This window comes from Endozoicomonas arenosclerae, assembly GCF_001562015.1.
GTDB lineage: Bacteria > Pseudomonadota > Gammaproteobacteria > Pseudomonadales > Endozoicomonadaceae > Endozoicomonas_A > Endozoicomonas_A arenosclerae.
Window position 1 is genome coordinate 1 of sequence record NZ_LASA01000134.1, and the last position, 14,390, is coordinate 14,390.

The window sequence follows — 14,390 nt, forward strand, 5'->3', positions numbered from 1 at the left end:
GTGAATATGCACGAGATGAGGACGGCGACGGTTTTCATGAGATTCATGTGAATACAATGGAGGGGTTCTGGTCGCTGTTGCGTTCCTGGTTGCGTCCTCATCGGGGTATATCACAAGAGAAGTTACCGCTGTATTTGGGTTTCTTCGAGTGCCTGCACAATATCAAGAAGCGCGGGAAAGCAGCTCTAACCGGTCTTCTGGGAGTGTTGTTTGGATAACTCCCCGGAATCCATTAAGAGCCTTCCTGAATACCGATATCAATGGCTGTCATCGCATCAACCTCTGAGAGTTGCGGGCAAGAAACCGGTACTCAGAGGTTAGACGTGATACGACAACTGCACAAAGAATGGTCTGATAAGGTTCAACAAAAGCAGTTCATTTAAATTTAACCGCAGTACCACTGACGCTGACCATCATCATCCCCCCTTCTTTACCCACTACTTCATAGTCGATATCAATACCCACAATTCCATCGGCTCCCAGCTCTCTGGCCTGCTCTTCCATCTCGGCAAAAGCAATCTTGCGGGCTTTGCCCATCTCTTTTTCATAGGCCCCTGAGCGTCCACCAACGATATCGCGAATACCCGCAAAAAAGTCCTTGAAAACGTTTGCACCCAGGATAGCTTCACCCACGACGATGTCCAGATAATCGGAAATTTCCCGGCCGTCTACTGAGGAGGTGGTGGTTTTTAGCATGATAGCTCCTAAAAATTTCTACATTGACTGAGAGAATGGTTTACCAAAGATTAAACACTTTAAGTTCTAAAACAAAGTCAGAGATATTTATCGACTATACGGTCACCTTCACTCCAAACTCCATCTTCAAAGCGCAATTCACGCCCAAAAAGTGGATGGAACTTTTCATGATCTATAAACTCTTTTGCACATTCATATGCACTACTCTCTCCTTCGGTCCTCTCTTTAGAAAACATCAGGACTTCATGGTTAGGGATATATGCAGAAAAACTGTTGCCAAATGCTCTCTTCACATACCCCTGAATCGTAGGATTTAGTAGCATTGAGGACTCAAACGTCTGATCCACAGAAAACGCCAGAAAGTTCTGAGTTTCACTCAAAGGATGAATTTTAAAGTTTTCCTGAAGTGTATAATCTACCAAGCTATTCAGAGCAATAGCCTCAAGTTCATCTCTATTGATGTTCAGACGCTGTAGGTCAATGTATGAAAGCACTTCCATTTCGGAAAAACCCTGAGGATCAGGAATAACATATATTACTGATAAATTTTCTGTAAAAGCATCTACAATCATTGTTGTTTCTTTAGTACCTACAGGTTCTCCTTCAGGTATAAAATACTGTTCTCGATCCCTTAAAAAGACAGACCAGAACTTGTTACTTTTAGTAAAGTCAAGTTTATGCAATTTCTCATTTCTAACAATCTTAGGAATTATCTTCAAACCTAATTCTTGAGACGATATCACTTTATCTAGCGTTTTAAGCAACTCAATGCATGCAGTTTCGAAGTTTGCCGACAAGGCTCTATTTATATTTGAGTTTATATTGACTGTGTAGTTCTTCCTACCACTTTTAATTATGTACAAGTAAACTGGAGATCCATCTATATTGTCACTATAAAAATACTCCATATTTGAAAAAGCAAATTTATGTCCAAGTTTCTTTAACTTAAACCTTAATTTATAACCATATAAGCACTTTTTAATAGCCAAAGGAAAAAAAGGCTTTTTCTTTATTTTTCTCTTAATATAGAGGTAAAAAAGTGCAACCAATCCAATAATTAGTGTATGAGCCATAGCAATTAGTAATGATAAATTACGATATCTTCTTCTGAGTCGATGGCCTGATTCAGCCAACCTGAAAATTGTTCTTTTTGTTCTTCATCTATACTGTCATCCTTTAAAACAGAAATACGCTCTATAACAGACCTTGCATTCTGGTAACGAATAACAAATACACCCGGAAAATCATCTCCACGTACAATGCCTTGATCGTATGCATCCTGTGTATCTCTCCTTATAGCGGGATCAAAATATAAAAATTCTGGAAAACTACAAGGGCTCCAGCAATGATTAGGTAAAAGTTCACCTATTGAAGAGACAATAAGCTCTATTACATAACTTTGCTTATAGATTTGCTCATCCCTATAGTCAGGATCGGTTAATGTAGATATTGCAACATCTATTGAGTTTTTATCTGAATGAAGCTGGCGATCAATATCAATAATTCGTTCATAGTAGTAATTTAAGAATCCTTTTATATAGACTTTATCTCTAGATCCTATCAAAGAGATCACATTGTCAATTTTAACTTTATAAGGCATTAGTCCATAACCCATTTACTTCTCTTCCTCATCAGTCAATCATAACCAGTTTTTTCTAAGTCCGAGGCATAAAGCTCAATAGCTTCTTTATACGCCTTGATACTTTCAGAGCTGGTAGAACTCACCAGCAACTTCAATAGAATAGATACGGCATCACTACCTTTTCCCAGGTTATAGAGATTCATGGCATAAAAGGGCAAAAGCTCTTCATTATCAGGATACTCATTTTTTGCTATGCGAACAAAACTGTCAGCCTCTTCATAGCAGCCGAGACAACGCAGACTGCTTGCTAATCCCAATAGACAATCGAAGCGCTCTGTTTTTGGCAGCCTTCCCTCCAGCGCTTTTTTATAAAATGGAATGGCTTCTCGCTCTTCACCTTGAGCATCATGGCACCATACGATATGAAGCATGGCTCTGCCAAAATCATTACTGACCTGAGAGGCTTCCTGCAGAAGAGTAATAGCCTGATCAAAGGCACCCTGCTTTCTGAGCACAATGGCCTGATCAATCATTGCTGTCATAGTTACACCTGATCGTCCTTGATCCTTCTCATGAAGGGATCTGATCGTTTATTTTCTTTATTATTGGATTCTATCGATGGGAAAAACGACTGTTGAATTGAGCCTGTCCAGGCACTGCCCAGACAACGCAGAGAAATCACCGTAAGAGCGTCGGTGAATTGAAAAATCAATCACCTCCTCTTCAGTGGCATAAATAATCACATTATGACTGTCACTCGAAAGGACTTCGGTAAACTCTTCAATATTCCAGCTAAACCCCAGTAGTTCTTCTGATTCCGGGTTGTAAGGCCCCAGAAAACAGATCCGGGTCCACTGGTCATTCCCCAGATTCTTGAAGTCGATAAACTTATGATTATTCTTTTCAAGCTCTCGCCAGATTGCGTAATCATAATGATGTAGAAGTCCTGAATTTAGCATTCTGTCAATGGAGACTCCGAAACAGGCACCAAAGAAAACAGAGAACACTAAGACTATAATGAGCATGAAAGCCCAGACTGCACTCCTTTTTGTCATCAGAGGCAGAATCTTAGTATTCACTTCTTCTTTTTCTTCTCATGCGCCCATAACCAGGCACAAAGAAAACCCGCAAGCAGCCCAAACAAATGGCTCTCCCAGGAGATATAAGGCACGCCTGGCAATACACCAAAGATTAATCCTCCGTAAGAAATCCCCACGAATATCGAAATCAGTATCAATTTGATCTCACGACTGAAAATACCTGCCAGCAGCAGGAAACCAAAGTAGCCATAAATCAGCCCGCTGGCTCCCACATGTACACCTGGTCGACCCAATCCCCAGACCAGTGCTCCGGATAACAAGATACAGACGACTGTGACTACTATGTAGCGAAGCAATCCATGCTGAAGCACCAGAACAGAGAATATGGCAAAAGGCACTATGTTAGAGAAAAAGTGCAGCAGGCTCCCGTGAAGAAATGGCGAGGTAAAGATGCCAATCCAGCCTGTGGCAGTATCCCTGGGAATCAGACCGTAACTGTTCAGGCTGCGACCAGTAACAATATTAATGACTTCCAGTACTGAAAGGATCAAACAAGCCACAGCGACAATTTTCAGCTGTGATTTTAGTGGGATTTTTACTCGCTTAAAGCTCATGAAGCTATCTCTTTATTCCCAGTCTTTTTTCAATAACGTTCATACATTCCTCTCTATTCTTCTGCCATTCGTTGAATGGCAATGGTATAACATCCAGGCCAGCACGATATAAGGTTTTGTAGGTATGCAGTGAAAAGTACTCCTCAAACTCTCCTGAGTAACCTATGAGATCAACGCCTATGACCTTGTCACCATATTTGCATACCAGATCAACGTCCTGACCTGCTATTCCATAAGCCACCCAGACATTTGCACCTGCTTCCTCCAGACAGGATTTCATCTCTGACACCGTATCGCAAAGCCCTGAATCTTTATCAGACTCTGGAGCACTGTTAACTGAATGCTTTAAATAACGACGGAACAGATTTTCTGAGGACAGTCTTTCTTCATCAATAGAATAGAAAACAATCTGTTTTTCCTTAGCCCGAGTCACTGATACGTTAAAAACATCTTCACGATTTAGATATGTAGAAGCTCTTACCGACTCGTTGTCGATCGACATAGAAAGAAGCATGACATCCCTCTCTTCTCCCTGAAAGCCATATGGAGTCGACACTCTAACTTTAAAGTCTTGTAGAACTGCTTTATCAAAATACTTGATTACCTCTTTCTGCAAAAACTCAGCCTGCTCTCTGAAAGGTGAAAGTATGCCTATTGATGGCTTAACACTAAGCTCACAATGTTCCTCGCAATGTCTTCGTAGATGGGTCAACACAGCTTCTTTTTCCACATTATTTCTACCCGCAGGGGTTCGTTTACCCATCACTCTTATAAACTGCAATGCGCAGGTATTATTTACTCCTGGCCTTGCCTGCATCACTTTTAGCTTGTTTGAGTAAAATTCTGCATTACTGAAAGCAATCAGTTCGGGTTTACTGCGATAATGTTCGTCCAATAAAGTCACTGCACTCTGGGAGCTTATTGCATTTGACACAAAGTCCATTATTGACTGGTCTCTGAAGCCAAAGTGCTCGGGTAACTGACCTGAAAGCCTTGCGGCTACCCACAATTTTTCCTGAGCCGCTCTGGAGAGGAAAGAAACATGCCGCAGCTGCTTTCTGTCACCCACCACGACGGCTCTCTTTGCTCTCTGCAAAATGGGTAAAGCACTTGAAATATCGCACTGGGATGACTCATCAATAACGACTAGATCAAACATATCCCTGACAAAAGGCAAAACCCTGTTAACTTCATCTAATGGTACGAGCCAGATAGGAAAAGCCTTCAAGACAACGTCGAAATCAGTCTTCTCAAAACGTTCTTCCTGCCTCCTGGACGTTTGCGCTTTTAAAGCCTGCTGAAAATGTATGAGCGCTTTACGATTTTTCTGCAGTAGCCGACTGAGGCTCTCAAGTCGATATGCATTGATGTGATCCAGAGAGCAATGCTCAAACTGATCCTGCAACCGACCAACTTCTGACTGACTGGACCAGATTGACTCCCCAGACCCGCCCAGAGTGTAAATTGTTGAGAGTAACCTCATCAAAATGGAGCTATCTGAGCCTGAGAATCTGGCAGCTCTAAGCATTCGGGCAAACGCCTTTTCACCTGACTTGAGCTGCTTTTGAGCTTTACTTAGACGGCTTCTGGACTCTTTAACAGATGGTATCTGGGCTAACCCCTCCTTTAGTAAAGAGTCCAGATGCTCTTTCATGAATTTCAAAAAACTTTGATCATTGGCACAGACAAAACCTGCTTCAAGCCCAAAAGCTTCTCTTAGTTTTTCACCTACAACGGCGACAGCCTGCTCAGTTTTGGCAACAACCAGTACAGATTCCCCATTCAGCATACGATCAATGGCTATAGCCGCAATGGTGTAGCTTTTGCCTGTACCAGGAGGACCGGAAACCAGACTTAACACATGACGGGCAGAATTAGATAATGCATTTGCCTGAGGTTTGCTCAAGAAACCAGGCAGTACTTCAGGGTTTGATGTTGAGCTCTTTTCGGATGAGCTGGCCGGACCTAATACTTCACTGACTGAGCCAGAAAATGAGCTGACTTCCTGGAGCAGAGACAGTTCATGCAAAATACCTCTCGATCCTCTCGAACGGTCTGCAAGCAGAAGATGACTAGCCACACTGATACGCAACTGTGCACATTCATTACTTTTATCGGTAATGGAAGGCCAACGTGTTAGCTCTAGAACGTCCTTTAATGACGTATGAAGTTCCAGCCATTTTCCTATTTTGAATATATCATTTTCTTCCAATGGCCAGCTGATCATTGGAAAAGTATCGATTACTGACGATTCGATATCTTGCTTGACAATCAAGCGAAGTAATGGAGCGTTGACCATGAGATCTTCCCCATCGATTTCAAGATAGATCTCATCATCTCCGGTCAGGCGGGCAGGAAAATACAGCAGGGGCGAATGGATACTTCTTTGTCTTGAAAAGCCTGAAACCGTCTCCAGTTGGCCCGAGATCATCAAACAGCCATAAATCAGACTTCTCTCTTTCCTATAAATATCCGTTTGCTCAATCAGAGCGTCTACTTTAGGACCCAAGAGAGGAAGGCAGGAAACTTGCCCACCGGCAAGCATTTCTTCGCCTTCCATTGCAATACGACGATCAGAACGGATCTTGTCGATGTTAGCTAGAGACAAGTCATAGCAGTCTGCTCTATAACAACGTCTAAAGTAATCTATTATCTTTTTTTGGTCGTACAACAATCTTTCCAGATATCAAAGAAATTATGATTAATTCAAGCTCACTATGGCCGTAAAAATACTAAACCTATCAACTCTTCTTCAGGTCAATGGAGTGTTTGTAACCGAAGTACCCATTGATATAGCCAGTCACATCTATTTTTAGGGTCTTTTTATCAGGACGGGTGAAGGTAATCTGCCTTTCTACCAGATTTGAGCCTCCTCCTGCTCTGCCTGAATAAAACTTCTCAACCATCTCAATTTCAGACTGTCTTTTTTTGAACTCAAAAAGATTGTACTTATTAAACAGCTCTACCAACTCAGTTCTTGTCGTGCTTTTATTTTTTTTCGCCAACCTGAAGGCTATAGTTTCATGACGCCCACTCGCTACTTTAGCTTTAACCGAGCTATTGACATCATGGACTCTTAAAGCACTTTGCGGCCCACGGCAGTCAACCTCATAAAATGTGCCTTTCCACTCACCTTTTAGTTCTTTCAGCAGTTTCTGCAGTTCCTTCTTCTGCTTATTGGAAAAGGTTAGATGGTCCTCAGCATCGAAATAGTCTTCCCCTTGAGCAATGTAATTATCAGACTTTTTGAGGCAGTCGATAGCCATAACAGAAGTTGAAAGCAGCGTAGCGGCGAGAAAAGAGGAGAGTTTTATGAACTTCATTGGTCTTATTTTTCTTTAGGTCAGTGTTTACGTTCTTCAAATATCAGTCAGGGACTTTTTCAGCATGTCCACCACCTGATTCGCAATAGACTCTGTGGTTTCCCTGTCATAATGACTGATTCTGGGTGTATGGATATGGCCAGTAGGAATGCTGGAGTTCAACTGATTTCTCAAACGAATGCTCCGATAGGAAATCTCATTGGACAGATAGCCTCCTCCCGAACCTGAGACCGCCACCTCATTCTCCAGCTCGGCAAACGTTACCGGCTTGAATGATTTAGTCAGTGTTGTGACCTGGTGATTGTCGTTAACTGCAAAAGAGCCTTTGCTTTTTTGCATGCTTTTGACGGGAAGACTGAACTCAACAAACTCATTGCCAGGCAATGAGTGCTCTCCCAGCTTTGGTATTACAGGAGATGTTTTGTCGCCACCAGAATACAGATTATTGTTGTCTGGTGCGCTGGCACTCCTCCTTTTGCCGGGAAAGCGTTCCAGATCAAAGTTTTTCCGCCCCATGCTAACAGTGGTAATCAGGTCAACATTGTTGTTCAAATAAAAGGGGGACAGGACTGTTTCCACCATTCCCTGGTCAAAATCGCTGTAGCGGACAGGTGCCATAAAGGTATTTATCTCGGCCGTTACGCCATTGTGTTCGATCACCATGCCATCCAGCATCATGGCTATAACGCCTGATGGATTACTCTGATCTATATTGCGATCCAGCAAAAACGGGTCAAAACCCGTTAACAGAATTTTCTTGTCAGTGTTCTTGATAAACTCCAGATCGTTCGCCCCTCGACTGGACTGCTCAAAAAGGTGCAATAATGCTTCTCTTTGTTGAGAGGACAAGTTAACAGAAGCTTTGTCTGTACGGATGATTCTGGTTATTTTCAGTCTTTGCCAGTAGAGAGACCGATCATCGAAATCGCCCCTGCTTTGAATGGATATTTTCGCATCTTTCCAGAGTTTGTTTCCCAGTGAGTAGGCTTGAGCCTTCAGCTGTTCATAGGTTTTTGCAGTCCGCCAGTCATTTTTAAACTGGTGACTCAAGTCATCCAGCCTGTTCACAACAGTGGAGAAATGCCCCTCGGCTTTGATGATTCTCTGTTCTTCTACCGTGGTATCAAGAGGGGTAACTTTTGCGGATAGCGTCGATGTCAGGGAAAGCATTAATATAAATACTGCACTATTTTTATAGTTATTATACGTCATTATTTTTCTATTATCGGGCTTTTAATTCAGCAACGGAGGCACTCAGTAATATGCCTCCATTGCACGGTATTTTACCAGGGGTGCTCTTCTCCTTTCCAGGTCAAGAACTTGCCAGAATCTTCTTTCTTCAGTGAGTCTATTACCTGAATTAAACCACTGACGCTTTCTGCTACTGTTATATCGGCTTCACTGCCCCCCATATCGGTCTGGACCCAGCCAGGATGAACAGGGCAAACTATGATGTCGTGTTCATCAAGCTCCATCGACAAAATTTGCATGGCCTTATTAACCGCAGCTTTTGAGGTTCTATAAGCCAGAGCACCCTGTTCCTCCCTGTGGAGCGACCCCATTTGACTGGACACAGTAATCACTTTGGGTCTGTCGGAAGCCTTTAAATTTGGCAACAAGGCAGAAGTTACCTGCATGGGTGCAATCGTGTTAACTGAAAAAGTGTCCAGCCAACCTTGAACATCATTGAACCCGACTGCGGTATCAAAAGGGCCAAAAACGCCAGCGTTATTGATAACGATATCAATCGTTTTTTCGTCCAACTTTGCCGCCAGCTGGCTAAGTGATTCTTGAGAAGTAACCTCCAGGTCGACCAACTCCAACTGAGGTGAAGGAGCCAGCTCACGCAGTTCTGTGGCCTGGTTCGCGTCCCGGCACGCGGCAATCACATTTCGGCCCGAAGCCAGAAACTGCCTGCTCAGTTCAAGACCAATCCCTCTGTTCGCACCGGTAATAAAGACAGTTTCCATTGTAAGGCTCTCTTTGGTGGCAATCACATTAATATGGAAGAAGCGACTCCTGATTGCAAAGGATTCCAGTTACCAGGACTCTATAGTGACTTCAGGCCAACGGTGCTTGAAACTCTTTGTCATGTTTCTATAGCTCTGCTCAGTCATCACAGTCTTATTGGGTCTGATATACATGTTCATCAGATCCTCAAGGCCATAAGGGGCAAAAACCTTTAGCCCGCCCTCTTCAAGCCTGACCCCCACTGCAAAAGCAGGCAGCCATGAGGCAATACCCTCTTCACTGGATGAGTATGGCTCTATTTCATTACCAAACTTCAGGGGATACCACTCATGAACGTTAGCCTGATTCTTTACGTCTACAGGTATATCATGATTTACAAGCACATCAATTTGGCGTTGAAACTCAGCTTCGTGATACTGCTCATGTCGAGCAAAATAAACAACATCAAAGTCTTTTACATTATTCAGAAGAGGTAAACCCAACTTGTGATTCCACACAACCTGAGTAATTGCTCCACCAGCCAGATAATAATCAGGGAGACCCACGTGTCTGCAAGCACTCAATGTTTCATGCACTTCCAGGCAAAGTTTCAGAATTTCTGAGATCTCAGCGGTCATATTTTCTTCTAGCTATCTTTATTGCACATCAATTCTCTCAGCAAGAGACAACGCCATAGATTCATAACCTGCTTTATTTAAATGCACGGTGTCAGACTTCATGGAGCGCTTCCCAAGCAGTTCACTCAATGTCCCCAGATCAGCCACCAGTTTATGTTTCTCTGCCAGCGACTCGTACAGTGGTAATGGTGAGAGCAGCAATGAAGGCTTTGGTACACCCACCAGCAACACTTCAGACTGGTAAGACCGAATCATACCGATCATGGTATCGAGATTTTGTTCAAGCTGATCCAGTGGTAGCTTCTGTAAGACATCATTTCCGCCATAGAATAGGATAACCAGATCAGGGTTGTACTTCTGGAGCACACTTTCGAGGCGGGCGAGACCTTCAGCACTGGTTTCACCTGATACACCTTCATTAATAACCTGAACGCCAAGCTCGCGTTGTAAAACACTTGGGTAACTGTTTTCTTCTGTAGTACCGACCCCCTGGGTCAGACTGTCTCCAAAGGCGACGATGACACTGTCTTTCGTGAGTGAAATCTGGTTACTGCTGGAGCATGCCGTGAGCAAAAAAAAAGTAACCAGGAAGAAAAGCGACTTAAGATTAAACGACTTCATAACATCCATTTCTCTTTATATTCAGATCTGTAGACAGTGAATAGCAGGGAAAACTTAAACTTTATTGATAATCGAGTTTCTTTAGACTTGGCTAATAACACAGATTCCAACCCTGAAATACCTTCCCTGCTTCAGCCTCGTGACTTCTCAACGCTCATTCATGTATCTAAGTAATATGGTTATTGGGGGGAATACCCGAGGAAAGGGCAAAACACGCTACCGCCCGAGGATTGACTGTTTTTTATACTTTTCACAGACTGGCATTCATCCCTTTAGCCAAGGTCCATCTTTCTTTTAAAGCGGACTCTATCAAGATAAACGACCAGCGTACAGTACAAATACGTACCCACTTCACATGTTGATAACTGCACACTGCAGTGCTCATGCCCGGTAATAATTACAATCAAAATAAATAAATTTTGCGGATAAAAAGTAACAAAAAAGCCCTCTTTACCAGGCAATGATCAAGAGGGCTTGATGAATATCTTTTAATCTTCTAATGACTTATCAGAAGAAAATTTTCACAAATAAGCTTGTAGAACCTTGGTCAGTTGTCCATGAGCGATTAATACCAAAGCCCCAATCATCATCAACCTGATACTCTGCACCCACCTGGTAACCGGTTTTACTGTCTACATTATCTTTGTTGTAAGAGGTTCGGTTAACCCCGGCATTAAGCCAAAGACCACCTTCGAGATGATAACGAGCATCCAGTGAGGCATGATAAGCCGTCATCTTAACTTCATCTTTAAAAGATCCGTTTTTAAGCTCATTTTCCACCCTTGCTATAGCAATACCAGGCAGAATATCAAGCTGTTCTGTTACAGAAAATGCGTATGAAACACCCGCCATATAGGAAGCAGTATTCCACTCTGCCCCACTTATAAGTTCATCATCATCAACACTTCCATTAGTAGCGGCAGCCATCAGAACCACAGGAACAGTATCAAACTCATACTGTCCTTTCACGCCTATAGTCTTTGCATCTACTTTTTTATCCAGAACTTCTATGTAATCAATGCTGCCGCTCAGTTGCAGATTGGAATAGTTATAGTTTTCAGAAGCATTAATACTTGAAACAACTGACATAGCTATCGCAAGAACACTCAACTGTTTTTTCATTTCGGACCTTCCACATACTGCGCCTGCAATCCCTTACAGGCTCCCTTTTATTCGTTATACAAGCTCAAATACCATGCAACTTCTTTTCTTACACAGGATATTTGAGCCATTCCATTCGGCGTGGAACCTATCACATTAAACGACTGCCACATAGTATAAATACTTACCTGCATCGACTGACATTTGAGTGCCACTCTCTCTGCCCAACAGTTAATCAATAGGCTCAACAGTCAGCTCGGAACGTTCCAGCCCACTGAGGCGGTGCTCTTCCTCTTCCTGGGTTTCAAACTCCTCTTCCTCAACTGGAATCACCTCATCCACACTGAACATCACTGATGTTGGTGACGAGAAGTTTGGCACGTTGTCATAGCTGAAGACGGTGTAGTATTTAGGAATATTGGCATTACCAAAGTCGTCATAGGTGTACTCATCCTTACCCCCGTAGAGCTTCACACCATCCAGAGGTGAGCGAGGTGGCTGGAAGCGATTGCGCACGACATAACACCCAACAAAATCCGGGTCATCAGGATTCTTCCAGGTCAGCTTCACCCTTCCCTTCTCGACAACCGCCGTTAAATCAGAGGGAGGAGCAACCGGCTTCTTACGACGCTCAATGTACTCAATGACCAACTCGGCCTGGTAAGCATCGCCTTCACTGTACCAGTCAATCACTGCATTGCGTTCCTGTGAAGGTGTCGTTGGCCTGACAATAAGGTAAACAGGCTGTTCACGACCATGTAACTCTTCCAGAATATTGCGGCAATAGCTGTCGAACATGAAATGATGGCTTGGGTTTTCACGCAGCTGACCATTACTGACTTCATAACCCAGATATTCAATCTGCTGCCGGTTCTGGACACTTTCAAAATCCAGTTCTTCCAGCTCGGCCAATTCAATGGTGAAACGAATATCCTTCCGGGTTTTCAGCTGATTCTTGGCTCGCAGTTTAATACAGGCAGAGGTAATGACGGTTTTTTCCGGATCAGGCAACCCTTTCAGGTTAAACGCCAGGTGCCCATAAACTTTGTCACCTTCATTATCAAAGCCGGATTTCAAAGTACCCGGTATGACCGTTTCTTTATCAATAGTGTGGATACTGGAAGGCTCAAGATGAAGCTGCTGACTGGAGCGGGTGTAGATCATCTCCAGACTTGGACGATAATGGATACCGCCACCAAAACGGCCATAACCAATATCAAACTGCATCATCTGGGAATCATGACCCAGGGGTAACTGATCCGGCCCTTCAATCCTCAATACCAGTCGGCCCTGCTCAACCTGTTGCTGTACCAGACGTCTCTCGATGGCGGAAAAGTCCCAGTCGGTCCAGATTCCTTGAGTTAGACTGTCTGATTCAATGGCATCCCCCAGAGTCTGCAACACCGAAGCATTGGCAATCTGATCGTAACTGGTCAAATCACTGATCTCAGTGGCATCCAGAATAGAAACCGACCATTCACCAAACTTTTCAATCTTGGCGTTGACCCGGTTCATGGGATAGAGGGAAAACGCCGCTTTTTTGATTTCAGTGTCTTTAGGCAGATTTTCCAGATTAAAAGCCACTACACCATAGCAGCAACCTTTCTTGCGATTGACGCCTACAAACAACGAATTATGGCCAAAATGACTGCTGTTCTGAGCAAGTGTTCTCTCTCCCACATAGCCGACCTCTTTTTTAGCCGGGAACACTGTGTAGAAGTATTCATCCTTGTTCAACAAAGTCCGGACTTTCAACATCGGGGTAAAGGGAGATTTAATACCTGTCACCCGGTCTACAGCTCGAACGGTGTAATAGCATCGCTGCCCACTCTTCAGCTGGACATCAGTGCAGGTTTTTTTACCGGTCACAGCAATGCAGTTCTGCTCAGTACAAGGCTGCTTTGGGCCTTCATTGCGATAGATTTCAAAGTAGACATCCGAGTCACAGTCATGCTCCCAACTCAGAGTCACTTGCTGTGCAGTAATCTCATCCGCTTTCAATGCAGATACACGTTCCGGCGCATGATGAGAGTAGTTAATGGCGGATTCAAGAGCATGGAGCAGCGCTGGAATATTCTCATCCACACTCTGAGACATATTCATCAGGTAATCCGGAATGTTCCGGGTTCCTACTTCCACCACCGTGGACAGAATACCTTTGCTGTAATAGTACTCACGACCACTGCCGTGAATCAGATTAAAGGGCGGTTTGCCACGATGAATACCGTATTGCCGACCAGTGACTTTGCGAATCTCTCCAGCCATATTGGCACAGAGCATGTTCAGGTCAGTGCCCTCAATCTCTTCTTCATGGTTGAACTTATGAGCCGGAAAGAAGACATTGCCCTGGGAATGGTAATCCAGCGCTACCGTAATGTTGGGTCGATGATCAACAAACTCTTTAATGGCTCGGGTTTCCGGCTCGGAAAAAGCCTCTGGCCCTCCATAAACGACGGAGCTTGTATCCGTATTCTTGCGGAAACGAACACCAAAGTTCCTGTTCAGATCCACACCAAAGGTGCCGTCACCGTTATCCCGGCGGTTTTTTCGCCAGAAAGAGAAATGACGTCGCGAGTAATGAACTACCCCGCAGCAAGCTGCGGGGTATCCTCAGTGCAACTTGAGTGGTCAGTCCATAAACAGACTGATTTGGTTCGGACTTATTTCCTTCCGGTGTAGCTGCTTGCACTCCGCATTGCCTTGGTTTTTGACATAATTTGCAATTACATCTTCATTACCATGCTGGCCGACAGTATTCATAAAATATCCTGAACTCCAGAATGCTCCACCCCATAACTTTTGCTTAACTTCAGGGTTTTTCTTGA

At 43.6% G+C, this 14,390-nt stretch carries 14 protein-coding genes and 2 pseudogenes; 1 reads left to right on the forward strand and 15 read right to left on the reverse strand.

Features of this window, described 5'->3' with window-relative positions:
- A pseudogene (locus WG89_RS20580) lies at positions 1-218 on the forward strand (IS1595 family transposase); the annotation flags it as partial.
- 157 nt (positions 219-375) lie between these two features.
- On the opposite strand, the gene WG89_RS20585 reads toward WG89_RS20580, so the two are convergent.
- The 15 genes and pseudogenes from WG89_RS20585 to WG89_RS29575 all read right to left on the reverse strand — a co-directional run.
- Entirely contained in the window at positions 376-696 is a 321-nt protein-coding gene (locus WG89_RS20585; protein ID WP_062269335.1) for a heavy metal-binding domain-containing protein, read from the reverse strand.
- 77 nt (positions 697-773) lie between these two features.
- Complete coding sequence (locus WG89_RS20590; RefSeq protein WP_172806876.1) at positions 774-1,829, reverse strand: DUF1444 domain-containing protein; 1,056 nt, start codon at positions 1,827-1,829, stop codon at positions 774-776.
- Positions 1,775-2,311, reverse strand: coding sequence for a DUF7691 family protein (locus WG89_RS20595; protein ID WP_062269339.1), 537 nt, complete (start codon positions 2,309-2,311; stop codon positions 1,775-1,777). Before WG89_RS20595 ends, WG89_RS20590 begins: the two co-directional genes overlap by 55 nt.
- A gap of 20 nt (positions 2,312-2,331) precedes the next feature.
- Positions 2,332-2,820 (reverse strand): tetratricopeptide repeat protein, encoded by a 489-nt coding sequence (locus WG89_RS20600; RefSeq protein ID WP_062269341.1) that lies wholly within the window; start codon positions 2,818-2,820, stop codon positions 2,332-2,334.
- Positions 2,821-2,880: 60 nt separating this feature from the next.
- Positions 2,881-3,303, reverse strand: coding sequence for a hypothetical protein (locus WG89_RS20605; RefSeq protein WP_172806877.1), 423 nt, complete (start codon positions 3,301-3,303; stop codon positions 2,881-2,883).
- A 50-nt stretch (positions 3,304-3,353) separates the two neighbouring features.
- On the reverse strand, positions 3,354-3,932 hold the full coding sequence (locus tag WG89_RS20610; RefSeq protein WP_062269345.1) for a rhomboid family intramembrane serine protease: 579 nt from the start codon (positions 3,930-3,932) through the stop codon (positions 3,354-3,356).
- Between the two features lie 4 nt (positions 3,933-3,936).
- Entirely contained in the window at positions 3,937-6,540 is a 2,604-nt protein-coding gene (locus WG89_RS20615) for a DEAD/DEAH box helicase (RefSeq protein ID WP_062269347.1), read from the reverse strand.
- A gap of 133 nt (positions 6,541-6,673) precedes the next feature.
- Positions 6,674-7,255 carry a hypothetical protein gene (locus WG89_RS20620; protein WP_062269349.1) on the reverse strand — a complete coding sequence of 194 codons (582 nt, stop codon included), beginning with the start codon at positions 7,253-7,255 and terminating at the stop codon, positions 6,674-6,676.
- Positions 7,256-7,291: 36 nt separating this feature from the next.
- Positions 7,292-8,425: a C15 family peptidase gene (locus WG89_RS20625; RefSeq protein ID WP_216638528.1), complete on the reverse strand. Its 1,134-nt coding sequence runs from the start codon at positions 8,423-8,425 to the stop codon at positions 7,292-7,294.
- A 113-nt stretch (positions 8,426-8,538) separates the two neighbouring features.
- Positions 8,539-9,225 (reverse strand): SDR family oxidoreductase, encoded by a 687-nt coding sequence (locus tag WG89_RS20630; RefSeq protein ID WP_062269359.1) that lies wholly within the window; start codon positions 9,223-9,225, stop codon positions 8,539-8,541.
- A 69-nt stretch (positions 9,226-9,294) separates the two neighbouring features.
- The gene (locus WG89_RS20635; RefSeq protein WP_062269353.1) at positions 9,295-9,843 is read right to left on the reverse strand and encodes a nucleotidyltransferase family protein; all 549 of its coding nucleotides are present in this window, start codon (positions 9,841-9,843) and stop codon (positions 9,295-9,297) included.
- An 18-nt stretch (positions 9,844-9,861) separates the two neighbouring features.
- Entirely contained in the window at positions 9,862-10,464 is a 603-nt protein-coding gene (locus WG89_RS20640) for a GDSL-type esterase/lipase family protein (RefSeq protein ID WP_062269361.1), read from the reverse strand.
- 507 nt (positions 10,465-10,971) lie between these two features.
- On the reverse strand, positions 10,972-11,586 hold the full coding sequence (locus WG89_RS20645) for an outer membrane beta-barrel protein (RefSeq protein ID WP_062269355.1): 615 nt from the start codon (positions 11,584-11,586) through the stop codon (positions 10,972-10,974).
- Between the two features lie 210 nt (positions 11,587-11,796).
- Positions 11,797-14,133, reverse strand: a pseudogene (locus WG89_RS20650) (M14 family zinc carboxypeptidase); the annotation flags it as partial.
- A gap of 60 nt (positions 14,134-14,193) precedes the next feature.
- Positions 14,194-14,390, reverse strand: a 197-nt coding sequence (locus WG89_RS29575) for a transposase (RefSeq protein WP_172806878.1), incomplete at its 5' end; no start/stop codon positions are given.

Coding starts and splice junctions, on each gene's coding strand:
- WG89_RS20585 (WP_062269335.1), bottom strand. CDS start 696: ATGCTAAAAACCACCACCTCCTCAGTAGACGGCCGGGAAATTTCCGAT.
- WG89_RS20595 (WP_062269339.1), bottom strand. CDS start 2,311: ATGGGTTATGGACTAATGCCTTATAAAGTTAAAATTGACAATGTGATC.
- WG89_RS20600 (WP_062269341.1), bottom strand. CDS start 2,820: ATGACAGCAATGATTGATCAGGCCATTGTGCTCAGAAAGCAGGGTGCC.
- WG89_RS20605 (WP_172806877.1), bottom strand. CDS start 3,303: ATGCTCATTATAGTCTTAGTGTTCTCTGTTTTCTTTGGTGCCTGTTTC.
- WG89_RS20610 (WP_062269345.1), bottom strand. CDS start 3,932: ATGAGCTTTAAGCGAGTAAAAATCCCACTAAAATCACAGCTGAAAATT.
- WG89_RS20620 (WP_062269349.1), bottom strand. CDS start 7,255: ATGAAGTTCATAAAACTCTCCTCTTTTCTCGCCGCTACGCTGCTTTCA.
- WG89_RS20625 (WP_216638528.1), bottom strand. CDS start 8,425: ATGCTTTCCCTGACATCGACGCTATCCGCAAAAGTTACCCCTCTTGAT.
- WG89_RS20630 (WP_062269359.1), bottom strand. CDS start 9,225: ATGGAAACTGTCTTTATTACCGGTGCGAACAGAGGGATTGGTCTTGAA.
- WG89_RS20635 (WP_062269353.1), bottom strand. CDS start 9,843: ATGACCGCTGAGATCTCAGAAATTCTGAAACTTTGCCTGGAAGTGCAT.
- WG89_RS20640 (WP_062269361.1), bottom strand. CDS start 10,464: ATGAAGTCGTTTAATCTTAAGTCGCTTTTCTTCCTGGTTACTTTTTTT.
- WG89_RS20645 (WP_062269355.1), bottom strand. CDS start 11,586: ATGAAAAAACAGTTGAGTGTTCTTGCGATAGCTATGTCAGTTGTTTCA.